Raw genomic sequence first — 25890 nt, forward strand, 5'->3', positions numbered from 1 at the left:
GTGGCCCGCGCGGCCCTGCGCCTCGCGGCCCACAAGCTGCCGGTCAAGTGCCGGTTCGTCACGCGGGAAGGGGAGTAGGCATGGATGCATCCGAACTGCGCGAGCTGAGCGACGCGGAGCTGGTCGAGAAGCTGGCGGAGCACAAGGAAGAGCTGTTCAACCTGCGCTTTCGCATGGCGACGGGCCAGCTGGACAACTTCCGGCGCCTGCGGCTGGTCAAGCAGGACATCGCCCGGGTGTTCACCGTCCAGCGCGAGCGCGAGCTCGCCGCCGGGCCGACGAAGGTGGAGGTGGAGCGATGAGCGCGCTCGCACAGGACCGCAACGACCAGGACGACCGCAAAGACCGCAAGGTGCGGCAGGGCTTGGTCGTGAGCGACAAGATGGACAAGACTATCGTCGTGCGGATCGACCGACGCACCACCCACCCGCTGTACGGCAAGACGGTCACCAAGTCGACACGCCTGCATGCCCACGACGAGACCAACGACGTGCGGGTGGGCGACCGGGTCCGGATCGTCGAGACCCGGCCGCTGTCAAAGACCAAGCGCTGGCGCGTCCTGGACGTGCTCGAGCGCGCCAAGTAGTCCAGGGGACCGAGCCGACGGGCCTCCGTGGTGGAGGCGAACTAGAAGGCCTTACCCGAGAGCCGGAACCACGGAGGCCCGTCGGCTCACCTCGTCAAGAAGCCAGAAAGAGAACCAGCGATGATCCAGCAAGAGAGCAGGTTGCGCGTAGCGGACAACACCGGTGCGCGTGAAGTGCTGTGCATCCGGGTGCTCGGCGGGTCCGGCCGGCGCTACGCCGGTGTCGGCGACGTGATCGTCGGCACGGTCAAGAACGCGATCCCCGCGTCCAACGTGAAGAAGGGCGAGGTGGTGAAGGCGGTCGTGGTGCGTGCTCGCAAGGAGCGCCGCCGACCGGACGGCACCTACATCCGCTTCGACGACAACGCCTGTGTGCTCATCAACGACCAGCGCAACCCACGCGGTACCCGCATCTTCGGCCCCGTCGGGCGAGAGCTGCGGGACAAGCGCTTCATGAAGATCGTCTCGCTCGCTCCCGAGGTGCTGTAGCCATGAACAGGGTGAAGAAGAACGACACCGTCCGGGTGATCGCCGGCAAGGACCGAGGCACCAGCGAACGGCCGAAGGAGGGCCGCGTGATCCGCGTCTACCCGAAGCAGGACCGCGTCCTGGTCGAGGGCGTCAACCGGGCGACCAAGCACACCCAGCTCCGCACCGGCGGGCGCGGTGCGCAGGAGGGCGGTATCTCCCACGAGGAGGCGCCGATCCCGCTGTCCAACGTCATGCCCGTGTGCCCCTCCTGCGGTGCGCCCACCCGGGTGGGCACCCGCGTGGTGGACGGGGCGCGCACCCGGTACTGCCGCAAGTGCGAGTCGGAGTTCTAGACATGACCACCACTGACAACGCCACCCGCTACGTCCCGCGGCTGAAGCAGCGCTATCAGGACGAGATCCGTGCACGCCTGCAGACCGAGCTGGAGCTCGACAACGTCATGCAGGTGCCGCGACTGGAGAAGATCGTCGTCAACGTCGGTGCCGGGGAGGCCGTGGCCGACGCCAAGGTGATCGATGCCGTGGTGCGTGACCTCACGACCATCACGGGGCAACGCCCCCGGGTCAACCGCGCGCGCAAGTCGGTCGCGGGCTTCAAGCTGCGTGAAGGCATGCCGATCGGGGTGAAGGCGACCCTGCGGGGTGACCGGATGTGGGACTTCTTCGATCGGCTGCTCTCGGTCGCGCTGCCGCGCATCCGGGACTTCCGCGGCCTGCCCGCCAACAGCTTCGACGGTCGGGGCAACTACACCTTCGGCGTGACCGAGCAGCTCATCTTCCCCGAGATCGACTACGACGACATCGACAAGGTCAGGGGGATGGACATCACGTTCGTCCTGACCGCGGAGAACGACCAGCAGGGGCGGGCCTTCCTGGACGCCTACGGGTTCCCGTTCGCGGGTCGCACCCCCGCCGGGAGCTAAGGAGAAACCCATGGCCAAGAAGTCGATGATCGCCAAGGCACGCCGCAAGCCCAAGTTCGCCGTGCGTGGGTACACGCGCTGCAACCGGTGCGGGCGTCCGCGTGCGGTGTACCGCAAGTTCATGCTGTGCCGCGTGTGCTTCCGGGAGCTGGCCCATGCGGGCGAGCTGCCGGGTATCCGCAAGGCCTCCTGGTAGGGCACACCCCGCACGAACACGGGAAGTGCCGGCGCGCAGTCGGTAACCCCGCAAGGAGCACTGAATCCCATGACCATGACCGACCCCGTCGCCGACATGCTGACCCGCATCCGCAACGCCAACGTCGCCTACAGCGAGGAGATCGGCATGCCCTCCTCGACCTTGAAGGCCGCGATCGCCGACATCCTGAAGCAGGAGGGGTACATCCGCGACTATCTCGTCGAACCGACGAAGCCGCAAGCGACGCTGCGGCTGGCGCTGAAGTACTCGCGGGACCGCGAGCGGTCGCTGTCGGGGATCCGGCGAGTGTCCAAGCCCGGCCTCCGGGTGTACGCGAAGAAGGACGAGATCCCCCGCGTCCTCGGCGGGCTCGGCATCGCGATCCTTTCGACCTCCTCGGGGCTCATGACCGACCGCGACGCTCGTCGGCAGGGCGTCGGCGGTGAGGTCCTGGCCTATGTCTGGTAGGAGCACGCAATGAGCCGCATCGGTAAGGAACCTGTGCCCGTCCCCTCGGGGGTGACCGCACGCCTCGAGGGCACCACCATCAGCGTGTCCGGTCCCCGGGGGACGCTGACACAAGTGATCGACCCCGCCATCACCGTGGCGGTGGAGGACGAGCAGATCGTCGTGACGCGGTCGTCCGACGTCCGTGAGCACCGGGCCATGCACGGTCTCTACCGGTCCCTGATCGCGAACATGGTCACCGGGGTGACCGACGGCTACGAGCGTGGTCTGGAGATCGTCGGCGTCGGCTACCGTGCCACGGCACGAGGCGCCGACGGCATCACGGTCCAGGTGGGCTACAGCCACCCGGTCGAGGTGGACGCACCGGAGGGCATCAGTCTGGGCGTCCCCACGCCCACCACCATCACGGTCGCGGGAGCAGACAAGCAGCAGGTGGGCCAGGTCGCCGCCAACATCCGGGCGATCAGGAAGCCAGAGCCCTACAAGGGCAAAGGCATCCGCTACGCCGGCGAGCAGGTCCGCCGCAAGTCCGGCAAGGCCGCCGGAACCTAGACGGTCGTCCGGCCCGGTCGCGACCCCGTATCTCGTCGCAGGAGGCACAGCAGATGGACCCCAAGAAGAAGCGCGCGGCTCGGGAGAGGCGCCACACCCGGGTGCGCAAGCGCGTGCGCGGCACCAACGAGCGCCCGCGGTTGGCCGTCTACCGGTCCAACACCCGCATCTACGCCCAGGTCATCGACGACGGTGCCGGCCACACGTTGGCCGCGGCGTCGAGCCTGGACACGTCGCTGCCCGGCGCCGACGAGGACGGCAAGGTGGGTGTGGCGAAGTCCGTCGGCAAGCTGGTGGCCGAGCGGGCTCGGGAGGCCGGCATCGAGCGCGTGGTCTTCGACCGGGGCGGCAACCGCTACCACGGCCGTGTTCGTGCGCTCGCCGAAGGTGCCCGAGAGGGTGGCCTCGAGCTCTAACCCCGATCGTCCGCCCGCGAACGACACAGAGAACGACACTCAGAGAGTCGAGGAACACCATGGCAGGACCAGGAGGAGGAGGCGCCCCCCGGGGCGGTGGACGCGGCCGCGGCGGCGGACGCGGCCGCGAGGAGGAGCGCAGTCCCTACGAGGAGAAGGTCGTCGCGATCAACCGTGTCGCGAAGGTCGTCAAGGGCGGCCGTCGCTTCTCGTTCACGGCACTCGTCGTGGTCGGTGACGCCAACGGGACCGTCGGCGTGGGCTACGGCAAGGCGAAGGAGGTGCCGGCAGCGATCCAGAAGGGTGTGGAGGAGGCGAAGAAGAACTTCTTCACCGTCCCCATGATCCAGAACACGATCGTCCATCCGGTGCTCGGCCAGGCTTCGGCCGGCAAAGTCGTCCTGAAGCCGGCGGCGCCGGGGACCGGCGTCATCGCCGGGGGCCCGGTGCGCGCTGTCCTGGAGTGCGCCGGAATCCGGGACGTCCTCGCCAAGTCGCTCGGGACGGCCAACGCCATCAACGTGGTCCATGCCACGGTCGCGGCTCTGCAGTCGCTGCACCGGCCGGACGACGTGGCCCGGTTGCGCGACCTCGACCTCGCCGAGCTGATGCCCAAGAAGATGTACGACAACATGACGGCAGGCACCTGACCATGGCACGCGACACCGCGACGACGGGTGACGGCGCGAGCCTGGAGATCACCCAGATCCGCAGCATCATCGGCTCGAAGGACCGCCAGCGGCAGACGTTGCGGTCGTTGGGTCTGCGGCGCATGCGCCAGACCGTCGTCCAGCCCGACCGCCCGGAGATCCGGGGCATGGTGTCCAAGGTCGCCCACCTCGTCGAGGTGCGCTACGCCGGCGACGACGTGGCGCTCGGGGTGGAGCCCGGGCAGGAGCCGAAGGGGGAGGGGAACCCGCCGGCCGGCGGATCGGTTGAGGACACCGACGCGACCGATCTCCGTGATGCCGAGGAGGAGGCGCTGGCGGTGCCCGGCAGCGCCAGCGCGGGCGACCTCGTGCAGAACCCCGCCTCGCTGACCTCCGCGGAGGCACCCGACGTCCCGAAGGGCGGCAAGGGCACAATCGATGACGATGACGAGGATGAGGGCGCGACCGCCGCGCCGCAGCCGCTCGGCGAACCCGCCGACGAGGAGCCAGCATGAAGATCCACCATCTGAAGCCGCCGCCCGGGGCCCATCGGGCCAAGACCCGCAAGGGTCGTGGAATCGCCGCGGGCAAGGGCAAGACCGCCGGCCGCGGCACGAAGGGCTCGGGCGCCCATGGGACCGTGCCCGCCGGATTCGAGGGTGGGCAGATGCCGCTGCAGCGCCGCCTGCCGAAGCTGCCGGGGTTCACGTCCCGCAACCGCGTCGAGTACGCCGCCGTCAACTGCGGCAGCTTGGAGGACGCGTTCGCCGCCGGTGACGAGGTCACCCCCGAGGCGCTGCGCGCCAAGGGGCTCATCCGGCGGGGCTCCGCGCCGGTGAAGGTGCTCGGGGGCGGGGAGCTGACCAAAGCGCTGGCGGTGACGGCACACGCCTTCTCCGCCTCTGCGCGCGACAAGATCAGCCAGAGCGGCGGGTCCGCCAGCGTCCTCCCACGCCGGCCCGTCCGCGCAGAGTAGGGAGCCGGCCATGCTGCGCGCGTTCGCCAATGCCTTCAAGATCCCCGACCTGCGGGGCAAGATCCTCTTCACCCTCGCGATCATCGCCGTCTACCGGCTCGGCTCGTTCGTGCCGATCCCGGGCGTGGACTACGGCGTGCTGCAGGCCGCTGCGGAAGCGGCGCGCGAGCAGGGCGGGATCACCGCACTGCTGAACCTCTTCTCCGGTGGCGCGCTGACGCAGCTGGCCGTCTTCGCGCTCGGCATCATGCCGTACATCACCGCGAGCATCATCATGCAGCTGCTCACCGTCGTGATCCCCAAGATCGAGGAGTGGAAGAAGGAGGGGGAGACCGGGACCAAGAAGATCACCCAGTGGACCCGCTATCTCACGGTGCTCCTGGCGATCATGCAGTCCACCGGGCTCGTCGTCCTCATCCAGACCAACCCGCAGCAGCTCTTCGGACCGGTGCCCGTCCAGGGCCTGATCCCGAACTCGAGCGTCGGCCTCACGATGCTGATGGTCCTGACGCTCACGGCCGGCACCGCGTTCATCATGTGGCTCGGCGAGCTGATCACCCAGCGGGGCATCGGCAACGGCATGTCGCTGATCATCTTCGCGGCGATCATCGCCGAGCTCCCGGGGCAGGGGCGCGCGATCCTGGTGGAAGCCGGGCCGGTGTTCTTCACCGTCAGCATGCTCGTGGGGCTGCTGCTCATCGTCGGGGTGGTGTTCGTCGAGCAGGGCCAGCGTCGCATCCCCGTGCAGTACGCCAAGCGACAGGTCGGCCGGCGCACGTACGGCGGCACCTCGACCTACATCCCGCTGAAGGTGAACCAGTCGGGCGTGATCCCGATCATCTTCGCGTCGTCGCTGTTGTACCTGCCGGCGCTGGCGTCCTCGATCGTCCAGAACCCGAGCTTCGTGAACTTCGTGAACGTCTACTTCGTGTCGGGCGACCACCCGGTGTTCATCGCCACCTACTTCGTGTTCACGGTCTTCTTCGCCTTCTTCTACACGGCGATCACCTTCAACCCGATCGACGTCGCCGACAACATGAAGAAGTACGGCGGCTTCATCCCCGGGATCCGCCCCGGTCGCCCGACGGCGGAGTACCTCGACAAGGTCCTCACCCGCATCACCAGCGTCGGCTCCCTGTACCTCGGGATCCTGGCGATCATCCCGTTCATCGTCCTGAACGCCGCCGGGGTGCCCTTCCCGTTCGGCGGGGCGGTGCTCCTGATCGTCGTCGGCGTGGGGCTTGAGACCATGAAGCAGCTGGAGAGCCAGCTGCTCCAGCGGCACTACGAGGGCTTCCTCAAGACGTGACCGCCGCTGCGTGCCTCCAGCAGGACCCTCCCCCGAGACCCCACGAGAAGGAGCTGGCCGTGCGTATCGTCCTCCTCGGTCCTCCCGGTGCCGGCAAGGGCACCCAGGCCGTGCGCCTCGCGACCGAGTTCGGCATCCCCCACATCGCCACGGGCGACATCTTCCGTGCCAACGTGAAGGGGCAGACCGAGCTCGGGCTGGAGGCCAGGACCTACATGGACCGCGGCGACCTCGTGCCGGACGCGGTGGTGAACCGCATGGTCGCCGAACGGCTCGAACGTGACGACTGCGGGGACGGCTTCCTGCTCGACGGCTACCCGCGGACGGTACCCCAGGCCGAGGAGCTCGAGCGGGTGCTGGCCGAGCGCGGCACGCCGCTGGCCGCGGTGCTGGCGTTCGAGGTGCCCGAGGACGAGCTGTTCACGCGCCTGGCCCACCGGGCCGAGGTCGAGGGACGGGCAGACGACACGGAGTCGGTCATCGCCAACCGGCTGCACGTGTACCGCACGCAGACCGCGCCGCTGGAGAACTACTACCGGCAGGAGGGCCGGCTGCACGACGTCGACGCGGTCGGGTCGGTGGACGAGGTGACCACGCGCGCGCTGGCGGTGCTGCGCTCCCTGTGACCGTGCGCGCATCCGCCGAGCCTGGTAGGCTGCGTGGTCGGCCTCGCCAGCGGGGTCCCTTCTGTGCTGCCTCACTGGCCTGCCTCACTGACCACTGCCCACCTGACGGCCCGAATCACTCCGGCCGGGGGCCAGGTAGGCGGCTGTCCGCCCGCCACATCCATCCGCCCACCCACCACATCACGATCGCGAGGATGACGTGAAGGTTCAGCCCTCCGTGAAGAGGATCTGCGAGAAGTGCCGCGTCATCCGACGGCACGGTCGCGTGATGGTGATCTGCAGCAACCCGCGCCACAAGCAGCGCCAGGGGTAGCGAGAGGACAGCGAGACATGGCACGTATCGCCGGCGTCGACCTCCCACGCGAGAAGCGCGTGGAGGTGGGCCTGACCTACATCTTCGGCGTGGGACGCACCCGCGCCCGCGAAGCGGTCGTCGCGGCCGGGATCGACCCGTCGGTGCGGGTCCGGGACCTGACCGAGGACGACATCCGCACGCTGCGCGACCACATCGACTCCAGCTTCAAGATCGAGGGTGACCTGCGGCGAGAGATCGCCCAGAACATCAAGCGCAAGGTGGAGATCGGTTCCTACCAGGGCATCCGGCACCGCCGCGGGCTGCCGGTCCGGGGCCAGCGCACCCACACCAACGCCCGGACCCGCAAGGGCCCGAAGCGCACCGTCGGTGGCCTGAAGAAGAAACTGAAGAAGTAAGGAACCCCTGACATGGCACAGCAGAGGAAGCAGGCGGGGGCCAAGGGCAAGGCTCGCACGCGCAAGAAGGAACGCCGCCAGGTCGCGCACGGCGTGGCGTACATCAAGAGCTCGTTCAACAACACGATCATCACGATCGCCGACCAGCAGGGCAACGTGCTGGCATGGGCCTCGTCGGGCAACGCCGGGTTCAAGGGCAGCAAGAAGTCCACGCCGTTCGCGGCGCAGCTGGCCGCGGAGCAGGCCGCCAAGCGCGCCGCGGAGTTCGGCGTCCGCAAGGTCGACGTGTACGTGCGGGGACCGGGCTCGGGTCGCGAGACCGCCATCCGCTCGCTGCAGGCCAACGGCCTCGAGGTGGCCGCCATCAAGGACGTCACCGCCATCCCCCACAACGGCTGCCGTCCGCCGAAGCGCCGCCGGGTCTAGCACGGCGTCACCTCGCATCGCGAGGGACGGTCAAGGAGAGGGAGCACCACACACATGGCTCGGTACACCGGACCCGACTGCAAGCTCTGCCGCCGCGAGCGCCAGAAGCTCTACCTCAAGGGCACCCGCTGCGAGGGGCCCAAGTGCGCGATCGAGAAGCGCCCCTACCCGCCCGGCGAGCACGGCCGTGGGCGCATCCGCGAGAGCGAGTACCTCCTCCAGCTGCGCGAGAAGCAGAAGGCCCGCCGCATCTACGGGGTGCTCGAGCGCCAGTTCCGCAACTACTACCAGGAGGCGTCCCGGCGGTCGGGCCTGACCGGCGAGAACCTCCTGCGCCTGCTCGAGCTGCGACTGGACAACGTCGTCTACCGCGGCGGGCTCGCCCGGTCGCGTGACGAGGCCCGCCAGATGGTGCGGCACCGCCATTTCCAGGTCAACGGGCGCACCGTCAACATCCCGTCCTACCGGGCCCGGGTGGGCGACGTGCTCACCGTCCGGGAACGCGCCCGCAACATGGTGCCCATCATCGGGTCGCTGGAGATCATCGGCACGCGCACCATCCCGTCGTGGTTGTCCACCGACCAGAACAAGCTGCAGATCAGCGTGCTCGACCTGCCGGCGCGCACGCAGATCGACGTGCCGGTCCAGGAGCAGCTCATCGTGGAGCTGTACTCCAAGTAGCGCGGTTCTTCGAGGGCCGGCGGGCCGTTGGCGGGCTCCGGACCGCTCACCCGCCCGCCCTCCAAGGTCCTCCGCCCGCCGACGGCCCGCCGGCCTCCATACCGACCGCTCCGCCCACACCGCTCCACGTAGGAGGCGAAAACATCAAGTGCTGATCGTTCAGCGTCCCACCATCACCGAAGAGGTCCTCACCGAAGGTCTGCGCTCGGCCTTCAGCATCGAGCCGCTGGAGCCCGGGTTCGGGTACACCCTCGGCAACAGCCTGCGGCGAACGCTGCTGTCGTCCATCCCCGGCGCGGCGATCACGAGCGTGCGGATCGAGGGTGTGCTCCACGAGTTCAGCTCGATCGAGGGGGTCAAGGAGGACGTCACCGACGTCATCTTGAACCTCAAGGACCTCGTGCTGCGCAGCGAGAGCGACCAGCCCGTCGAGATCTTCCTCGGTGGTGAGGGCCCCGGTGAGATCACCGCCGACTTCATCACCGCCCCCGCCGACGTCGAGATCCTGAACCGTGACCTGCACATCGCCACCCTGAACCGCAAGGGCCGCGTGGAGATGTACCTCACGGTGGAGCGCGGCCGGGGCTACGAGTCCGCCGAACGCAACAAGCGACCCGACCAGGCCATCGGGGTCATCCCGATCGACTCGATCTACTCGCCGGTGCGTCGGGTGACCTACCGCGTCGAGGCGACCCGCGTCGAGCAGATGACCAACTACGACCGGCTCATCCTCGACGTGGAGACCGACGGCTCGGTGACCCCCGGGGAGGCGCTGTCGAGCGCCGGCGCGACCCTGAAGGACCTGCTCGCCCTCTTCGCCGACTTCGAGGAGTCGGGACCCGGCGGGCTGTCGATCGGGCCGGACACGGCGGCGGCCCTGCCGAGCTCACCAGACCTGCTCCTGCCGATCGAGGAGATGGACTTCTCGGTGCGCTCGTACAACTGCCTGAAGCGCGAGGGCGTGGCGACCGTCGGCGAGCTGGTGCAGAAGACCGAGCAGGACCTGCTCGACATCCGCAACTTCGGCCAGAAGTCGATCGAGGAAGTGAAGCAGAAGCTCGCCGAGCTGGGGCTGTCCCTCGCCGACTACGGCGGCTACGCGCAGTAGGAGCAAACGATGCCGCAACCGAAGAAGGCCCCTCGTTTCGGGGGATCGCCGGCCCATCACCACCACATCGTGTCGAACCTCACGACCGAGCTCTTCCGCCATGGGCGGATACGCACGACGCTGGCCAAGGCCAAGACGACGCAGCCGGTCGCCGAGCGCATGGTCACGTTCGCCAAGCGCGGAGACCTCCATGCCCGCCGCCAGGTGCTGCGCGTGGTGCGGGACAAGGACGTCGTGCACAAGCTGTTCGCCGACGTCGGTCCCGCGTTCGCCGACCGCAACGGCGGGTACACCCGCGTGCTGAAGCTCGGCCCCCGCAAGGGGGACGCGGCACCCATGGCGCTGATCGAGCTCGTCGAGGGTGTGGCCGTCGGCGGCGAAGGGTCGCTGGAGGAGGCGCCGCGCCGTCGCTGGAGCCTGCGCCGCCGCCGCGGTGGCAGCCTCTCGGCCACCGCCCGGGAGCGCGGCGAGGACGAAGCCGCGAGCTTCGACCGGGGCGAGGAGGGCGCCGAGGCCTACGAGCAGCCGGAACCGGAACCGGAGCCCCAGCCGGAGCCGGAGCCGGAACCCGAGCCCGCCGCCACCGACGGGGACGACACGGAGGCGCCCCAAGCTGACCCCGCCGAGGTGGAGGCGCGCCTGGCAGCCGAGGACAGCGCTGCGGAGGCAGCCGACGGTGCGGACGACCCGGATCTTGAGGCGCTCCCTGACGACACGCCGTCGACGCCGACCGCCGACGAGTCCGACGGTGGCGAGAACGAGGACGACCGACCCTGACCGGCGAGGTCGACTGTTGTCGCCGTGGCGGCCACGCCCCAATTGGAACCGGTGACGTAGCCGAGCGGCGGGTGGGCTCGGCGACGGTCCGGCTCCGCATCGACCTGGCCTACGACGGGTCGGGATTCCGCGGGTTCGCCCGCCAGCCCGGTCAACGCACCGTCCAGGGCGTCCTCGAGGGCGCCCTCGGGCGGCTCCTCGACAGCGACGTCACGACCACGGGCGCGGGCCGGACCGATGCCGGCGTCCACGCCACGGCACAGACGGTGCACTGCGACGTCCCCGCCGGCGCACGCCTGCTCGTCGACCTGGCGCGGGCACGCCGTGGCCTCGACGCGCTCTGCGGCCGGGACCTGACCGTCTGGCGGGTGCGCCGCGTGCCGGACACGTTCAACGCCCGCTTCTCCGCGACCGGGCGGCGCTACCGGTACCGGATCTGCGACGCCGCGGCGATGGACCCGCTGTGGCGCCAGGACACCTGGCACCTCGGCACGCCCACGCTGGATGTCGCCGCCATGGAGGCCGGCGGGCGCCACCTCGTGGGCGAGCACGACTTCAGCGCTTTCTGCCGCCGCGCCGGTGACCAGCACCTCGTCCGGCGCATCACCCGGCTGGAGGTGCGGCGCCGGCGTGCCGGCCTCGTGACACTCGCTGTGGACGGCCGGGCGTTCTGCCACCAGATGGTCCGTTCGGTCACGGGCTGCCTGGTGCCCGTGGGGCAGGGCCTGCACCCCCCTGCATGGGTCGCGCAGGTGCTGGCCGGCAAGGACCGGCAGGCGATCGGACGGGTGGCCCCGCCGCACGGGTTGACCCTCGTGGGCGTCGCGTATTCCCGCCCCGCCGGTTGACCTGGGCGCCCGGGGTGCATACCCTGGCCGCTTGTGCGGTCCTCCGACCGCCTTCTTCTGTCCTGCCGCCGCCGGCCTGTTCGCAACACCCGACCTGGCGGCCCCCCGCCGAGACCGGATGAACCCCATGCGCACGTTCTCACCTCGACCGTCCGACATCGACCACCGCTGGTACGTGATCGACGCCCGGGACATGGTCCTCGGCCGTCTCGCCTCGCGTGTCGCCACGGTGCTGCGCGGCAAGCACAAGCCGACGTTCGCGCCCCACGTCGACGGCGGCGACTTCGTGGTCGTGGTCAACGCCGGTGCGGTCAAGCTGACGGGCAACAAGGGCACGCAGAGCCTCGCGCACCGCCACTCGGGGTACCCGGGCTCGCTGAAGTCGGTGCCATTCGCGCGGCTCCTCGCCGACCGGCCCGAAGAGCTGGTCGAGCGCGCCGTCAAGGGCATGCTGCCCCGCAACACCATCGGCCGGGCCCAGATCCACAAGCTCAAGGTGTACGCCGGGCCCGACCATCCGCACGCTGCCCAAAAGCCCGAGCCGTTCCCGCTGTAGGACCAAGGACACCCGATGTCAACGATCTTCACCGGACGCCGCAAGACCTCCGTCGCCCGCGTCCGCCTCGTGAGCGGCACCGGCCGCTTCGAGCTGAACAAGCGGCCGCTCGAGGACTACTTCCCCACCGAGTCGCTGCAAGGTGAGGTGCGCAAGCCCTTCGAGGTCACCGAGTCGGTGGGACGATACGACGTGATCGCCCGCATCAACGGCGGCGGGACGTCCGGCCAGGCGGGCGCCCTGCGCCACGGCATCGCCCGCGCGCTGGAGGCCGAGGACCCGGAGTGGCGCGGCCCCCTGAAGGAGGCGGGCCTGCTCAAGCGTGACCCCCGCAAGGTGGAGCGCAAGAAGTACGGCCTCAAGAAGGCCCGCAAGGCTCCGCAGTACAGCAAGCGGTAGCAGCGGGTCACCATGGGGCAGCTGTTCGGCACCGATGGCATTCGTGGTGTCGCCAACACGGAGCTGACGCCGGAGCTGGCCGTCGGCCTCGGCCGGGCGGTCGTGCGCACCCTGCGCGAGGAGGGCGTCGCGCGGCCGCGCATCGCGGTGGGCCGGGATCCGCGCGTGTCCGGTGAGATGCTCGAGGCCGCGCTCGTGGCGGGGACCTGCTCGGCCGGGGGGGATGTCATCCCCCTCGGCGTGCTGCCGACCCCGGGCGTGGCGAACCTCACCGTGGCGCTGGGTGCCGACAGCGGCGCGATGATCTCGGCGAGCCACAACCCGGTGGGTGACAACGGGATCAAGTTCTTCGGCGCCGACGGCTACAAGCTCACCGACGCGGAGGAGTACCGGGTCGAGGAGCTGCTCCAGACCACGGCCGAGGACCGTCCGACGGGCGCCGAGATCGGGCGCGTGACGCCGGAGCCGGGCGCCGTGGACGCCTACGCCGACCGGCTCGTGGCCGCGGGCGCCGACCTGGGGGGGCTGCGGGTGGTGATGGACTGCGCCGACGGGGCCGCGTCCGCGATCGCCCCGACGGTGCTGCGTCGCCTGGGCGCCGAGGTCACGGCGATCCACAACACCCCCGACGGCACGAACATCAACGACGGGTGCGGGTCGACCTACCCGGAGACGGTGGCCCGGGCGGTCGTGGAGCACGGGGCCGACGTCGGCCTGGCCTACGACGGCGACGCCGACCGGCTGATCGCCGCGGACCACACCGGCGCGGTCGTCGACGGCGACGCGATCCTCGCGGTGCTGGCCCAGCAGATGCACGCCGCCGGCCGGCTCGACACCGTCGTGACCACGGTGATGACCAACCTGGGGTTCCACCATGCCATGGACGACCTCGGCATCGCGGTGGTGACGACCCGGGTGGGCGACCGGTACGTGCTGGAGGAGATGCGCGCGCACGGCTACCCCCTCGGGGGGGAGCAGTCCGGCCACGTGATCCTCGCCGACCACTCGACCACGGGTGACGGGATCCTGACGGCCGTGCGGCTGCTCTCGGCGATGACGACGTCGGGCCGGCCGGTCGCCGAGCTGGCCGCCATCATGCGGCGGCTGCCCCAGGTCCTGGTCAACGTGCGGGGCGTCGATCGCACGCGCCTGGCGGGTGCGGAGCCGCTCTGGGAGGCCGTCGCCAAGGAGGAGGCCGAGCTGGCCGGGACCGGTCGTGTGCTGGTCCGCGCCTCGGGCACGGAGCCGCTCGTGCGGGTCATGGTCGAAGCCGACACCCAGGCGCGGGCCGCCGCGATCGCCGAACGCCTCGCGGCCGTCGCCGCGGACGAGCTGCGCTGACGCGGGCATCGCCCGAGCCTGCGAGGGCGATGCTCTGCTGTGCCGGGTGTGACGGTCGCGCAGCGACCACCCTTGGGAAGGCTAGGTGACGAAGCGGATGGTGAACGGGTAGCGGTAGTGCTCACCGTTGGCGGCCTTGATCGCGGCCAGGATCACGAGCACGAACCACGCCACCGCGGCGGCGATGAGCACCGGTATCAGCAGGAGCCCCACCAGGATGAACGCCGTGACGAAGGTGACGATCGTGCCCACCGTGAAGACGATGACCATGGTGAGCTGGAAGTTCAGCGCCTCGCGGGCGTGGATGGCGGCGTAGGGGTCGGTGTCGCGGCGCACCAGCCAGATGACCAGCGGCCCGAGGAACGGCAGGGGCACGCCGAGCAGGACGACGAACGCCGACAGGTGGGCGGCCATCGCCCAGTTGCGGGAGTCGGCGGGCCGCGAACCCGGCGGTCCGGCCGCGGGTGGGGGCGGCTGCGGCGGCGGGGGGACCGCGCTCATCGGGTGGCCGCACGGGTGAGGTTCATCGCGACGCTCATGCTAGCGGCCGGGCGCCCGCCGGGGCGCACCGTGGGTGCTAGCCGGGCAGGCGCAGCGGCGGCCGGCGGGTGGGCTGAGCGGCGAGCGTGCGGGCCGCCTGTCCATCGGTGAGCGTGCGTCCGGCCCCCAGGTCGGCCAGCTCCGCGGCGGTCAGCGTCTCGTGGCGCAGCAGCGCCTTGGCGATGCGGCGCAGCTGGTCGGCATGGTCGTCCAGGATCACCCGGGCGGCCTTCTCGGCCTGGGCCAGCAGCTGGCGGACCTCCTGACCGCCGGCGCTGCCCTCGAACTGACGCGCCGCCTTGTCGTCCTTGCGGCCGCCGGCCAGCTCGAAGCGGCCGGTCATCGCCCAGCGCTCGACCATGCGCCGCGCCACGGTCGCGGCGTGCTCCAGATCGTCCTCGGCGCGGTTGCTCGGCTCCCCGAACGCGTTCAGCTCGGCGGCTCGCCCGCCCAGGAGCAGGATGAGCTGGCCGAGCAGCTGGCGCTTGGTCTGGATCTCGTTCTCCTCGGGAGCCGCCCAGATCGACTTGCCCATGACCCCGCTGCGGCTGACGATCGAGACCCGGGCCGGGGGCTCGGTGCCCCGCAGCAGCAGGGAGAGGGTGGCGTGACCCGCCTCGTGCACCGCGACGAGCTCCTTCTCCTCGGCGGTCAGCACCCGGGGCCGGCGCAGGCCGGAGTGCACGCGGGTGATCGCCTCGTCCACATCGTCGGCTGCCACCAGCGGGCGGTGCCGGCGTGCGGCCAGCAGCGACGCCTCGTTGACGAGGTTCGCGAGGTCCGCGGCGGACAGACCGGCCGTGGCGTTGGCGACCTCCGCCCAGTCGACGTTGCGGGAGACCTTGCGCTTGGCCGCGTGCATGCGCAGGGCCTGCTCCCGTCCGTCCCGGTCGAGGCGGTCGATGTGGACGCTGCGGTTGAACCGGCCCGGTCGCAGGAGGGCGGGGTCGACCAGCTCCGGGCGGTTCGTCGCGCCGACCACCAGGATCCCCGCGGTGCCGGCGAAACCGTCCATCTCCACGAGCAGCTGGTTCAGGCAGTGGTCGAACTCCCGCTCGCCCGAGGCCTCGGCGTCGCTGCGGCTGCCGAGGGCGTCGAGCTCGTCGATGAAGATGATCGACGGGGCGGCCTGCTTGGCGTCCTCGAAGAGCTTGCGGATGCGGGCGGCCCCGACGCCCACGTACTTCTCGACGAAGCTGGACGCCGAGACGGAGAAGAACGGCACGCCCGTCTCGCCGGCCAGCGCCTTGGCCAGCAGGGTCTTGCCGCAGCCGGGCTGGCCGTGCAGCAGGATGCCCTTGGGCAGCTCCGCGCCGAGACGGCGGAAGCGCTCGGGGTCGGCCAGGTACTCGCTGATCTCCAGCAGCTCGGTGATGGCGTCCCCGAGCCCGGCGACGTCGGCGAAGGTCACGGTGGGCCGGTCGGCGATGGTCACGGCCGCGTTGAACGAGTCCTCGTCGGGGCCGCGGGTGGGCGCCGGGACGGCCTGCAACGGCGCGGGCGGTGCCGCCGGTGCCCCCTCGGCGCGCCGGTTGCGGTCGCGGCGCTGCTGGACGACCAGGGCGGCGATCGTGCCGCCGACGATCAGGACGACAGCGCCGATGAACTCGACGCGGGTGATGATCTCGAGGAAGAAGTTCATGGCTCCAACGTGTGCGCTCGGTCCGTATCGGTACGCGACAACGCTACCGCCTCAGCACGTTGCGCAACAGCAGCATCTTTTCCGTGGGTCACCGGGGTCGGCCGCTAGCATGCCGAGGATGGCTGTCGTCGCCCTTGCAGGAGGCATCGGCGCGGCGCGGTTCCTCACCGGGCTGGTGCAGGTGGTCGACCCGGCGGACCTCACCGTGGTGGTCAACACCGGCGACGACATCGAGCTCCACGGGCTGCGGGTGAGCCCCGACCTGGACACGGTCACCTACACCCTGGGCGGCGGCGTGGACCCGGAGCAGGGATGGGGACGCGCCGACGAGACCCTGGGGGTCGCCCGCGAGCTGCGGGACCGCTACGGGCGCCCCGACTGGTTCACGCTCGGCGACCGGGACCTCGCGACCCACCTGGTGCGCACGGAGATCCTGGGCGGCGGGGGCACCCTCAGCGAGGCGACGGCGGTGATCGCCGCGGCGTGGGCGGTGGGCCCCCGGCTCCTGCCCATGACCGACGACCCCGTCCAGACCCGCATCCTGACCCGTGACGGCCGTGACCTGCACTTCCAGCGGTGGTGGATCGCCGAGGGCGCGGACCCGGCGGTGTCCGAGGTGGCCCTCCACGGCGCCGAGGACGCCCGGCCGGCCCCGGGCGTGCTGGAGGCGATCGGCCGGTCCGAGGTGGTGCTGCTCTGCCCCTCCAACCCGGTCGTGTCGATCGGCACCATCCTGGCGGTTCCCGGCATCCGCGATGCGCTGCGCGCGGCCACGGTGGTCGGCGTGTCGCCCATCGTCGGCGGGCGGGTCGTGCGGGGCATGGCCGACCGGCTGCTGCCCGCCGTCGGGGCGGAGACCTCCGCTGCGGGGGTGGCGAGCCTGTACGCCGACCTCCTCGACGGGTGGGTGATCGACCAGGCGGACGCCGCCGCGGCCGCCGACCTGCGCGCGGCGGGCCTGGCGGTGGCGGTGACCGACACGATCATGCGCAGCCCCGCGGTGGCCGCCGCCCTCGCGCGCGTGGCGCTGGACCTGGCCGTCGGCGGGGGCCGATCGTGACCCGTGGCGCGCCGCTGTCCATCCTGCCGGTCCCCGGCATGCCCGAGGTGCGGGCCGGCGACGACCTCGCGGCCCTGATCACCGCTTGCGCCGACCTGGTGGACGGCGACGTCGTCGTGGTGGCGCAGAAGATCGTGAGCAAGGCGGAGGGGGCGCTGGCCTGGCCCGAGCCGGGCGAGGACCGTGGCGCGGCCCGGCGGCGCCTTGCGCGCGAGCAGGCCGTGCGCCTCGTCGTCGACGCCCCCCAGGCCCTGGTCGTGCAGACCCGCCACGGGTTCGTGTGCGCCAACGCCGGCATCGACGGCTCCAACGTGCCGGGCGGTGCCTTCCTGCTGCTGCCGGCCGATCCCGATGCCAGCGCGCGGGCTCTGCGCGCCGGCCTGCGGCCCACCGCCGACGTCGCGGTCGTCGTCACCGACACGTTCGGACGCCCCTGGCGGACCGGCCTGACCGACGTGGCGATCGGTACGGCGGGCCTGGCGCCGCTGCACGACGAGCGCGGGACCGCGGACCGCGAGGGCGCGGCGCTGGCCATGACGAGCACGGCGGTCGCCGACGAGCTGGCCGCGGCCGCCGACCTCGTGCGCCGCAAGGCCGACGGGATCCCGGTCGTGCTCGTGCGCGGGTACCCGTACCGGCCGGACGAGGACGCGGGGGCGGGCCTGCTGTGCCGGACGCACGCCGACGACCTCTTCCCCCGCGGCCGGGGCGGTGTCGCCGATGCGCTCGCCACGCAGACGCCGGGGGCTGGTCCGGTGGCCCAGGCCGACCTGCGGCGCGCCGCCGCGGTCGCCCGGCGGGTGGGCGGACCGGGCATCGCGGTGGTGACCACCGACCGCGAGCTGGCGGTGGCCGGTGCGGCGGTGGACGCCGGTGCGGGGGCGGGCGCAGCCATGGCCGCCCTGGTCGACCTGGGGTACGCCGCCGCGCGCCGCCCGCCCCGGGCGGGCGAGGACGCCGCGGTGGTCGTCGTCGCCGGTCCACCGGAGGAACCCGCCTTCGACCGCGATCGTTAGACTGGCCGCACGCGTTTCCCCGCGGGCCCACCGGCCCTGGAGTGCGGCCCCCCGAGTGCGGCCCGCCGGCGCCGTCCGTCCCGACCACAACGAGCCGACCACACGAGAGAGAGCGACCGTGCCCGACGAGCAGTCCCCCGAGGCCAACCTCAGCAAGCGGGAGCGTCAGAAGGCCCGACGGGCCCAGCGCCTGGAAGCGGAGCGCGCCGCCGCCGCGAGCGCGAAGCGCCGCCGCCTGGCGGTGTTCGCCGTGGTCGGGGTGCTGATCGTCGGGGCCGCCGGATACTTCGTGCAGCAGAACCTGGCCGAGCGAGCCGAGGAGCGCGAGATCATCCAGGCGGGACAGGAGAACCTGGATGAGCTCGGCTGCACGCCCGTCGAGGAGATGCCGCCGCTCGGCGCCGGCCACTTCGAGCAGGCCCAGCTGGCCGCGAACCCGCCCGAGGCGATCTACGACCACCTCCCGGCGACCTCCGGTCAGCACATTGGCCAGGTGGTGGTCACCGGGGTCTACGACGAGTACGTGGACGAGCGCCTGCTGGTCCACAACCAGGAGCACGGCTACGTGGTCATGTGGTACGACGAGGACGCCGACCCCGACCAGGTCGAGGCGCTCAAGGCGTTCGCGCAGGAGCGCATCGACGACGGGGACGCCGAGATCATCGTCGCGCCGTACAACCAGCCTATGGACGACGAGGCGAACTTCGCCTTCGCCGCCTGGGAGCGCCGGCAGCTGTGCCAGGAGTTCGACGAGGGCGTCGCGCTGGGATTCGTCACCGAGCACATGGACAACCAGCGTGCGCCCGAGACCTTCGCCGGTCCGCACCTCGGTGGTCAGCCCGGCGAGGTCGACCCGGCGACCGACCCGGCGGTCTTCCCGCCGTTGGCGGAGGGCGGCGCCCAGGGCGGCCCGCGGATCGACCAGTCCCCGGTCGACGACGACGAGGAGGCGGACCCGGACGCCGAGACCGAGGTCGAGATGGGGGACGACGACGAGGAGGCGGAGGGCGAGGACGCCAGCGGGTCATAGCCCCTTTCGCGCCGGGGTCGAGCCCGGCCGGCGCCGACTGTCTACTAGGATGAGGCAACCATGTGCGGCATCGTCGGCTACACCGGCCCCGACCAGGCCCTGCCGGTCCTCGTCAAGGGACTGACCACCCTGGAGTACCGGGGCTACGACTCGGCTGGGGTCGCGGTCGTCACGACCGGTGCGCAGCCGGCGCTGCGGGTGGTCAAGCGCGCCGGCAAGATGGCCGAGCTCGGGCAGGCGCTCGACGGCCAGGACCTGGGCGGCACCACGGGAGTCGGCCACACCCGCTGGGCGACGCACGGGGAGCCGAGCGACCGCAACGCCCATCCCCACCTCGACATGGCCGGCGACATCGCCGTGGTGCACAACGGCATCATCGAGAACTGGTCGCAGCTGCGCGCAGAGCTGATCGAGGACGGCAGCGAGTTCGCCTCGGACACCGACACCGAGGTGCTCGCCCATCTGATCGCGTCGCTGTACACCGACGACCTGGTGGCCGCGGTCCTTGCGACGCTGCAGCGCATCGAGGGCGCCTTCGCGATCGCGGTCGTCGACCGCCGCCAGCCCGACACGATCGTGGCCTCCCGCCGCGAGGCGCCGCTGATCGTCGGCCGCGCGGACGGGGCGAGCCTGCTGTCCAGCGACGTCACCGGGTTGATCGCCCACACCCGCGACGTGGAGGCGCTGTACGACGATCAGGTCGCGGTGCTGCAACCCGGGGCGATCACCATCACCGATCTCGAGGGCAACCCGGCGGAGGGGCACCGGCAGACCGTGGACTGGGACGTCGGCGCCGCCGAGAAGCAGGGCTACCCCCACTTCATGCTGAAGGAGATCCACGAGCAGCCCAGGGCGGTGCGCGAGACGCTGCTCGGCCGCACCGACGCCGAGGGCCGGATCGCCATCGACGAGCTGCGCACCCACCCCGACGACTTCCGCAGGTTCGACAAGGTCGCGATCATCGCGAGCGGGACGAGCGCCTACGCGGGCATGGTCGGCAAGTACGCGATCGAGCACTGGGCGGGCATCCCCGTGGAGATCGAGATCGCCAGCGAGTTCCGCTACCGCGACCCGATCCTCACGCCCACCACCCTCGTGGTGGCGATCAGCCAGTCCGGTGAGACCCACGACACGCTGGCCGCCGCCCGCCACGCGCGCGACCAGCGCGCCAAGGTGGTCGGCATCACCAACGTCGTCGGCAGCTCCCTGGCGCGGGAGGCCGACGCGGTGGTCTACACCCGTGCCGGCCCGGAGATCGCCGTCGCGGCGACCAAGACCTTCGTCGCGCAGATCGTCGCACTCGACGTCCTCGCGCTGTATCTCGCGCAGGCGCGGCGGTCCCTGTTCCCCGACGAGTGCCGCGACCAGCTCGAGCGCATGGCGGCGCTGCCCGGGCTGATCGAGCAGGTCCTCGAGTGCGAGCCGGCCATCGCCGAGCTGGCCGAGGAGTTCGCCGGCGCCGGCTACGTCATGTTCATCGGCCGCCACGTCGGGCTGCCGATCGCCATGGAGGGCGCCCTCAAGCTCAAGGAGATCAGCTACGTGCACGCCGAGGGCTTCGCGGCGGGCGAGATGAAGCACGGCCCGATCGCGCTGATCGACAAGGGCGGGCCCGTGGTCGCCCTGGCCACCCGCGGGCACGTGCGGTCGAAGATCGTGTCCAACATCGCCGAGGTCAAGGCCCGCGGCGCCGTGGTGCTCGCGATCGCGACCGAGGGGGACACCGAGATCAAGGCCCATGCCCACCACGTGGTGTATGTGCCCGAGGTGCACGAGCTGCTCTACCCGGTGCTGACCGTCGTGCCGCTGCAGCTCCTGGGCTACCACATCGCGGTGGCGCTCGACCGTGATGTCGACCAGCCGCGCAACCTCGCCAAGACCGTCACCGTCGAGTAGCCCGTGCCCGTGATCGGGGTCGGCGTCGACGCGCTGGAGATCGCCAGGATGCGGGCCGCCCTGGCGCGGACCCCGACCCTCGCCGCCCGGCTGTTCACCGAGTCCGAGCGGGCCACCTGCACGTCACGGTGCGGGGATCTCAAGGTCGGTGGGCTGGCCGCGCGCTTCGCCGCCAAGGAGGCCGTCGCCAAGGCCCTGGGCACCGGGGTCCGGGGGTTTGCGTTCCGTGACATCGAGGTGTGCCCCGACCGGCTCGGCAAGCCCGAGGTGGTGCTCCACCAGGGCGCGGCCGCCCGCGCCGAGCGCATCGGTGTGGATCGGGTGCATCTGTCGCTGACCACCTCGGGGGACCTCGCGCTCGCGCACGCGGTGGCCGAGGGGCCGGGCACCGGGGGCCGGCCGTGAGCGTCGCGCTGTTCACCCCGGGGGATGTCAGGGCCATGGACCAGCGCGCCGTCGCACGGGGTGTGACCGCCACGATGCTGATGGAGCGGGCAGCCGGGCACCTTGCCCGGGGCGTCCTCGACGCCGGCGGGCGCGGTTACGGGCTGCGCGTCGCGATCCTGTGCGGACGCGGCAACAACGGGGGGGACGGGCTCGCCGCCGGACGCCGGCTCCTCGACCAGGGGGCGGCCCCGACCGTGTGCCTGGTCGCCGGCGACGACGAGCTGTCGGGCGACGCGACCGCCCAGCTGCACCGCTACCGGGCGGCGGGGGGGCGCCTGGCCAGCAGCGTCGGCGACGTGCTGGCCGCCGCCGAGGTCGGGGTCGACTGCATGCTGGGGACGGGCACCGCCGGCGAGCCCCGGGAGCCCTACCGCTCCGCGGTGCAGGAGCTGAACCGCACCGCACGGTTCGCCGCGCTGGCCGTCGTCGCCTGCGACCTGCCGACCGGTGTCGACGCCGACACCGGCGACGTGCCCGGCGAGGCCGTGCGCGCCGACCTGACCGTCACGCTGGGGGCGCACAAGCGGGGCTTGCACCTCTGGCCGGCCCGTGGGCACTGCGGGCGGCTGGTGCTGGGCGACCTCGGCATCGTCGACCCCGACGACGAGCCCGCCGCCACCGTGCTGGAGCCCGCCGACCTGCCGCGGCTGCTGCCGGCGTTGGACCCCAACGCCCACAAACGGTCCCGGGGTGTCGTCGTCGTGCTCGCCGGGTCGCCGGGGATGACCGGTGCCGCCACCCTGGTGGCACGCGGGGCGATGGCGGCCGGCGCCGGGCTCGTGACGGTGGCGTCGAGCGTGGCGTCGGTCGTCGGTCCGACCGTGCCCGAGGCGCTGACCGTGCCCCTGCCCGACGGGGACCCCGACGCGGCGTTCGAACGCCTCGCGGGCACGCTCGAAGGTGCCGACGCGCTGGTGGTCGGGCCCGGGCTCGGCCGTGCCGGCCCCACGGTCGCCTTGATCCGCCGCATCGTCGCCGAGGCCGCGGTGCCGCTCGTGCTCGATGCCGACGGCCTCAACGCCTTCGACGGCGACGGGGATGCGCTGGCCGACCACGCCAGCCCGCTGCTGGTCCTGACTCCGCACGCCGGGGAGTTCGCCCGGCTGGTCCGCACGGGGCAGGCCACCGGCAGCGGCACGTCCGACGACGGCGCCTGGGTCCGCCGCGCGACGCTCGTGCCGGAGAAGGCCGCCGCGTGGGAGGCCGTGGTCGTGGCGAAGGGTCCGGGCACGGTGACCGGCGGGCCCGACGGTCGGGTGGTCGTGAACCCCACGGGCGGCGTGATGCTCGCCACGGGGGGCACCGGCGACGTGCTCGCGGGCATGATCGCCGCGCTGGTCGCGCAGTGCCCCGACCCCGGAGCTGTGGCTGCGGGCGTCTACCTCCACGGCCTCGCCGGCGAGATCGCCGCCGGCGGCGCCGCCCGGTCGGTGACCGCCATGGACGTCGTGGGCGCCGTGCCCGCGGCCCTGCGCGCCGTGAGAGCCGCGCGGTGACCTCGACCCGTCTGGAACAGGGCTGGGCGCTGCGTGCGGTGGGAGCCGCGCGGTGACCCCGACCCGTCTGGAGCACGGCCGGGCCGCCGCGGTGCGGTCGGCGCGGGCAGCGCCGCCGGGCTTGCGGCCCACCTGGGTCGAGGTGGACCTCGACGCCATCAGCGCCAACGTCGCCGCGCTCAAGGCCCAGGCCGCTGCCCCGCGACTGGCCGCGGTCGTCAAGGCCGATGGCTACGGTCACGGCGCGGTCCCGGCGGCCCGAGCGGCCCTCGCCGGTGGTGCGGACTGGCTGGCGGTGGCGCTCGTCGAGGAGGGGCGCGAGCTGCGCGACGCCGGCATCGATGCCCCGACCCTGGTCCTGGCCGAACCGCCACCGGCTGCCGCCGGCGCGCTGCTCGACGCGGGTCTGGTCTCCGCCGTGTACACGCCGGCCTTCACCGAGGCCCTCGACGCTGCCGCGCGCGAGCGGGGGATGCGCGCCGACGTCCACGTGAAGCTCGACACGGGGATGCACCGCGTGGGCGTGCCGGAAGCCGACTGGGCGGATGCGCTGCGCCGGGTCCGCGACGCCGCCGGGTTGCACCTGTCGGGTCTTTGGAGCCATTTCGCGGTGGCCGACGAGCCCGACCACCCGTTCATCGCGCGGCAGTCGGCGGCGTTCCGCCGCGGCCTGGACCTGGCGACCTCCCTGGGTATCCGCCCCGACCTGGTGCACCTGTGCAACTCGGCGGGCACGCTGCACCTGCCCGCGGACCACTACGACATGGTGCGACCGGGGCTGTCGGTCTACGGCTTGGAGCCCGCCCCGGGGTTGGCCGGCGCCACGCCCCTGCGCCGGGCGCTGGCGTGGTACTCGCAGCTGTCCCTGGTCAAGCGCGTGGCCGCCGGCGAACCGGTCAGCTACGGGCTGCGGTGGGCGCCCGACCGAGACACCGTCGTGGCGACAGTGCCGGTCGGGTACGCCGACGGCGTCACCCGGGCGCTGACCAACCGGGCGCAGGTGCTGGTCGGGGGTCGGCTGCGGTCCCTGGTCGGGACCGTCACCATGGACCAGGTGTTGGTCGATCTGGGATCCGACGGCGGGGGCGCCCCCGGGGACGAGGTGTGCCTGATCGGCGCTCAGGGCAGCGAGCGGATCACCGCCGAGGACTGGGCCGAGCTGCTCGACACGATCAACTACGAGATCGTGTGCACCGTCGGGGCCCGCGTGCCGCGGGTCCACCTCGGCGGCGCCACATGAGTGTCGGGACCAGCATCCGCAAGGCGGTCGCTGCCAGACCGCCACACCCGGCACAGCGGAGCATCGCACTCGCAGGCGCGGGCGATCGACATCTCAGCCCTGCGCGCCGGCGCTGGCTCCGACGCGGACTCATCGCCGGGGCGACGACCGGCGGGGCGGTGCTCGGCTGGTTCGGCGAGCGGTTCGCCGCCCGGGGGCTGCGCAACGGCAGCGACCCCGAGACCGCCGACCTCGCGCAACCGGTCCAGGGGCGGCCGCGTCGCGTGCTCGCCTCCGACGGCACGGGCCTGCACGTCGAGATCCTCGGCCCGGACGATGCCCCGACGATCGTGCTCGTCCACGGCTACACCAACGACCAGGGCACCTGGCACTACCAGCGCCGCGACCTCGCGGGTGAGTTCCGGGTTGTCAGCTACGACCAGCGCGGGCACGGCGCGAGCGACGAGGCGGTCGGCGGGGACTACACGATGGATGCGCTGGCCGGGGACCTCGCCGCCGTCCTGGAGGCCTGCGTGCCGGCGGGCGAGCGGGTCGTCGTGGCCGGACACTCGCTCGGGGGGATGAGCGCCCTGGCACTGGCGGACAACCACGGGGAGCTTCTCGGGACCAGGATCGCCGGCCTGGCGCTCGTCGGCACCTCGGGATCGGACATCGTCGCGGGCATCCTCGGCGCGGGCATGACCGGATTGCAGTCGCTGGCGACGGCGGTCGCCCCCCTCGTGGTGGGCCTGCGGGGACGGCTGGGTGCCACGCCGACCGACCTCACGTATCTGGGGATCCGGGCGCTGACGTTGTCCCCGCAGGCCACGCCGGCGCACGTCGCCTTCACCGAGGGGATGTCACTGGCCTGCCCCGCGCCGGTGCGCGCGGCGCTCCTGCCGACGTTCACGTCGCTCGACCTGACTGCCGCCGCGCGGCAGATCGCGGTGCCCGCCCTGGTGATCGCCGGTGACCGTGACCGTCTGACGCCGCTGTCGTCCGCCCGGGCACTGGCGGACCTGCTGCCCGATGCCCGCCTGGTCGAGCTGCCCGGCGTCGGTCACATGGCACCACTGGAAGCCCATGAGACCGTGACCGTGCACCTGCGCACGTTCGCCCGCCAGCTGCTGGGCCACCAACCGGTGTGACCGATGCCGACCCGCTGGGGGTGTGCAGGCCCCCGGTAGCCGTGGCGGCGAGCCACCGCGACCTGCGGACCCCGGGCGCCGTCGCGGCGCCCGGGCACGGTGTTGACCAGCGCCCAGCACGTGGGCGCGAGCCTCCCGGACATCACTCCGGAACGAGGGGCCCGGACGCTGGCGACGTCCGCGACGAGGTCGGGTGCGTGGACCTCGTCCCGCCTCATGGAAGGTGCCGGTGACCCGCGGGGTGTCCCGCCTCCCGGGCGCGCCCCGCTGTGGACTTCCCCCGGTGCGGACATGGCAAGGCCCCCCGGCGGGGGGCCGGGGTGGCGGGTCAGGGGGTTCGTCGGGGCGGCGGCGGG

At 72.1% G+C, this 25890-nt stretch carries 33 protein-coding genes and 1 pseudogene; 32 read left to right on the plus strand and 2 right to left on the minus strand.

The genetic code is table 11. The features are described 5' to 3' along the window. Nucleotides 1-80 precede the first annotated feature (80 nt). From rpmC to glmM, 24 genes and pseudogenes are all read left to right on the plus strand, one after another. Entirely contained in the window at nt 81-302 is a 222-nt protein-coding gene (rpmC, locus tag WD250_11550; GenBank protein ID MEX2620840.1) for a 50S ribosomal protein L29, read from the plus strand. Then, the gene (gene rpsQ / locus WD250_11555) at nt 299-586 is read left to right on the plus strand and encodes a 30S ribosomal protein S17 (protein MEX2620841.1); all 288 of its coding nucleotides are present in this window, start codon (nt 299-301) and stop codon (nt 584-586) included. The genes rpmC and rpsQ overlap by 4 nt, the downstream gene beginning before the upstream one ends. Before the next feature lie 120 nt (nt 587-706). Next, nucleotides 707-1075 (plus strand): 50S ribosomal protein L14, encoded by a 369-nt coding sequence (gene rplN, locus WD250_11560; protein MEX2620842.1) that lies wholly within the window; start codon nt 707-709, stop codon nt 1073-1075. Nucleotides 1076-1077: 2 nt separating this feature from the next. Next, the gene (rplX, locus tag WD250_11565; GenBank protein ID MEX2620843.1) at nt 1078-1410 is read left to right on the plus strand and encodes a 50S ribosomal protein L24; all 333 of its coding nucleotides are present in this window, start codon (nt 1078-1080) and stop codon (nt 1408-1410) included. 2 nt (nt 1411-1412) lie between these two features. Next, entirely contained in the window at nt 1413-2000 is a 588-nt protein-coding gene (rplE, locus tag WD250_11570) for a 50S ribosomal protein L5 (GenBank protein ID MEX2620844.1), read from the plus strand. 10 nt (nt 2001-2010) lie between these two features. Then, nucleotides 2011-2196: a type Z 30S ribosomal protein S14 gene (locus WD250_11575; protein MEX2620845.1), complete on the plus strand. Its 186-nt coding sequence runs from the start codon at nt 2011-2013 to the stop codon at nt 2194-2196. Nucleotides 2197-2265: 69 nt separating this feature from the next. Beyond that, nucleotides 2266-2664: a 30S ribosomal protein S8 gene (rpsH, locus tag WD250_11580; GenBank protein ID MEX2620846.1), complete on the plus strand. Its 399-nt coding sequence runs from the start codon at nt 2266-2268 to the stop codon at nt 2662-2664. Between the two features lie 9 nt (nt 2665-2673). Further along, nucleotides 2674-3216 carry a 50S ribosomal protein L6 gene (gene rplF, locus WD250_11585; GenBank protein MEX2620847.1) on the plus strand — a complete coding sequence of 181 codons (543 nt, stop codon included), beginning with the start codon at nt 2674-2676 and terminating at the stop codon, nt 3214-3216. Nucleotides 3217-3269: 53 nt separating this feature from the next. After that, on the plus strand, nt 3270-3632 hold the full coding sequence (rplR, locus tag WD250_11590; protein MEX2620848.1) for a 50S ribosomal protein L18: 363 nt from the start codon (nt 3270-3272) through the stop codon (nt 3630-3632). A gap of 59 nt (nt 3633-3691) precedes the next feature. Beyond that, complete coding sequence (gene rpsE, locus WD250_11595) at nt 3692-4282, plus strand: 30S ribosomal protein S5 (GenBank protein MEX2620849.1); 591 nt, start codon at nt 3692-3694, stop codon at nt 4280-4282. Nucleotides 4283-4284: 2 nt separating this feature from the next. Continuing rightward, nucleotides 4285-4797 (plus strand): 50S ribosomal protein L30, encoded by a 513-nt coding sequence (gene rpmD, locus WD250_11600; GenBank protein ID MEX2620850.1) that lies wholly within the window; start codon nt 4285-4287, stop codon nt 4795-4797. Continuing rightward, complete coding sequence (rplO, locus tag WD250_11605) at nt 4794-5258, plus strand: 50S ribosomal protein L15 (protein MEX2620851.1); 465 nt, start codon at nt 4794-4796, stop codon at nt 5256-5258. The genes rpmD and rplO overlap by 4 nt, the downstream gene beginning before the upstream one ends. 10 nt (nt 5259-5268) lie before the next feature. Then, the gene (gene secY, locus WD250_11610; protein MEX2620852.1) at nt 5269-6567 is read left to right on the plus strand and encodes a preprotein translocase subunit SecY; all 1299 of its coding nucleotides are present in this window, start codon (nt 5269-5271) and stop codon (nt 6565-6567) included. Between the two features lie 59 nt (nt 6568-6626). Then, on the plus strand, nt 6627-7193 hold the full coding sequence (locus tag WD250_11615) for an adenylate kinase (protein MEX2620853.1): 567 nt from the start codon (nt 6627-6629) through the stop codon (nt 7191-7193). Between the two features lie 199 nt (nt 7194-7392). Next, a complete protein-coding gene (gene rpmJ / locus WD250_11620; GenBank protein MEX2620854.1) occupies nt 7393-7506 on the plus strand; it encodes a 50S ribosomal protein L36 in 114 nt (37 codons plus the stop codon). Between the two features lie 17 nt (nt 7507-7523). Further along, the gene (rpsM, locus tag WD250_11625) at nt 7524-7904 is read left to right on the plus strand and encodes a 30S ribosomal protein S13 (GenBank protein MEX2620855.1); all 381 of its coding nucleotides are present in this window, start codon (nt 7524-7526) and stop codon (nt 7902-7904) included. Between the two features lie 12 nt (nt 7905-7916). After that, on the plus strand, nt 7917-8330 hold the full coding sequence (rpsK, locus tag WD250_11630) for a 30S ribosomal protein S11 (protein MEX2620856.1): 414 nt from the start codon (nt 7917-7919) through the stop codon (nt 8328-8330). A 54-nt stretch (nt 8331-8384) separates the two neighbouring features. Beyond that, complete coding sequence (gene rpsD / locus WD250_11635; protein MEX2620857.1) at nt 8385-9011, plus strand: 30S ribosomal protein S4; 627 nt, start codon at nt 8385-8387, stop codon at nt 9009-9011. A gap of 148 nt (nt 9012-9159) precedes the next feature. Then, nucleotides 9160-10119, plus strand: a complete 960-nt coding sequence (locus WD250_11640; GenBank protein ID MEX2620858.1) for a DNA-directed RNA polymerase subunit alpha — start codon at nt 9160-9162, stop codon at nt 10117-10119. A gap of 9 nt (nt 10120-10128) precedes the next feature. Further along, nucleotides 10129-10479, plus strand: a pseudogene (rplQ, locus tag WD250_11645) (50S ribosomal protein L17). 488 nt (nt 10480-10967) lie between these two features. Then, on the plus strand, nt 10968-11744 hold the full coding sequence (gene truA, locus WD250_11650) for a tRNA pseudouridine(38-40) synthase TruA (GenBank protein ID MEX2620859.1): 777 nt from the start codon (nt 10968-10970) through the stop codon (nt 11742-11744). A 31-nt stretch (nt 11745-11775) separates the two neighbouring features. Then, nucleotides 11776-12300 (plus strand): 50S ribosomal protein L13, encoded by a 525-nt coding sequence (gene rplM / locus WD250_11655; GenBank protein MEX2620860.1) that lies wholly within the window; start codon nt 11776-11778, stop codon nt 12298-12300. 15 nt (nt 12301-12315) lie between these two features. Next, complete coding sequence (gene rpsI / locus WD250_11660; protein MEX2620861.1) at nt 12316-12699, plus strand: 30S ribosomal protein S9; 384 nt, start codon at nt 12316-12318, stop codon at nt 12697-12699. 12 nt (nt 12700-12711) lie between these two features. Further along, nucleotides 12712-14040, plus strand: a complete 1329-nt coding sequence (gene glmM / locus WD250_11665) for a phosphoglucosamine mutase (GenBank protein MEX2620862.1) — start codon at nt 12712-12714, stop codon at nt 14038-14040. Nucleotides 14041-14121: 81 nt separating this feature from the next. On the opposite strand, the gene WD250_11670 is transcribed toward glmM, so the two are convergent. Next, nucleotides 14122-14541, minus strand: a complete 420-nt coding sequence (locus tag WD250_11670; protein MEX2620863.1) for a DUF4870 domain-containing protein — start codon at nt 14539-14541, stop codon at nt 14122-14124. Nucleotides 14542-14617: 76 nt separating this feature from the next. Continuing rightward, nucleotides 14618-16222 (minus strand): AAA family ATPase, encoded by a 1605-nt coding sequence (locus WD250_11675; GenBank protein ID MEX2620864.1) that lies wholly within the window; start codon nt 16220-16222, stop codon nt 14618-14620. Between the two features lie 118 nt (nt 16223-16340). On the opposite strand from WD250_11675, the gene cofD reads away from it, so the two are divergent. From cofD to WD250_11715, 8 genes are all read left to right on the plus strand, one after another. Beyond that, on the plus strand, nt 16341-17282 hold the full coding sequence (gene cofD / locus WD250_11680; protein ID MEX2620865.1) for a 2-phospho-L-lactate transferase: 942 nt from the start codon (nt 16341-16343) through the stop codon (nt 17280-17282). Beyond that, nucleotides 17279-18298 (plus strand): coenzyme F420-0:L-glutamate ligase, encoded by a 1020-nt coding sequence (gene cofE, locus WD250_11685; protein MEX2620866.1) that lies wholly within the window; start codon nt 17279-17281, stop codon nt 18296-18298. The genes cofD and cofE overlap by 4 nt, the downstream gene beginning before the upstream one ends. A 118-nt stretch (nt 18299-18416) precedes the next feature. Further along, complete coding sequence (locus tag WD250_11690; GenBank protein MEX2620867.1) at nt 18417-19328, plus strand: DUF3105 domain-containing protein; 912 nt, start codon at nt 18417-18419, stop codon at nt 19326-19328. A gap of 60 nt (nt 19329-19388) precedes the next feature. Then, entirely contained in the window at nt 19389-21224 is a 1836-nt protein-coding gene (gene glmS / locus WD250_11695) for a glutamine--fructose-6-phosphate transaminase (isomerizing) (GenBank protein ID MEX2620868.1), read from the plus strand. A gap of 3 nt (nt 21225-21227) precedes the next feature. Further along, nucleotides 21228-21629: a holo-ACP synthase gene (locus tag WD250_11700; GenBank protein MEX2620869.1), complete on the plus strand. Its 402-nt coding sequence runs from the start codon at nt 21228-21230 to the stop codon at nt 21627-21629. Next, on the plus strand, nt 21626-23167 hold the full coding sequence (locus WD250_11705) for an NAD(P)H-hydrate dehydratase (GenBank protein MEX2620870.1): 1542 nt from the start codon (nt 21626-21628) through the stop codon (nt 23165-23167). Before WD250_11700 ends, WD250_11705 begins: the two co-directional genes overlap by 4 nt. A gap of 52 nt (nt 23168-23219) precedes the next feature. Then, on the plus strand, nt 23220-24407 hold the full coding sequence (gene alr, locus WD250_11710) for an alanine racemase (GenBank protein ID MEX2620871.1): 1188 nt from the start codon (nt 23220-23222) through the stop codon (nt 24405-24407). A 158-nt stretch (nt 24408-24565) separates the two neighbouring features. After that, the gene (locus WD250_11715; GenBank protein ID MEX2620872.1) at nt 24566-25534 is read left to right on the plus strand and encodes an alpha/beta hydrolase; all 969 of its coding nucleotides are present in this window, start codon (nt 24566-24568) and stop codon (nt 25532-25534) included. Nucleotides 25535-25890 lie beyond the last annotated feature (356 nt).

Source organism: Egibacteraceae bacterium, from assembly GCA_040905805.1.
In the GTDB taxonomy this organism is placed as follows: Bacteria; Actinomycetota; Nitriliruptoria; order Euzebyales; family Egibacteraceae; genus DATLGH01.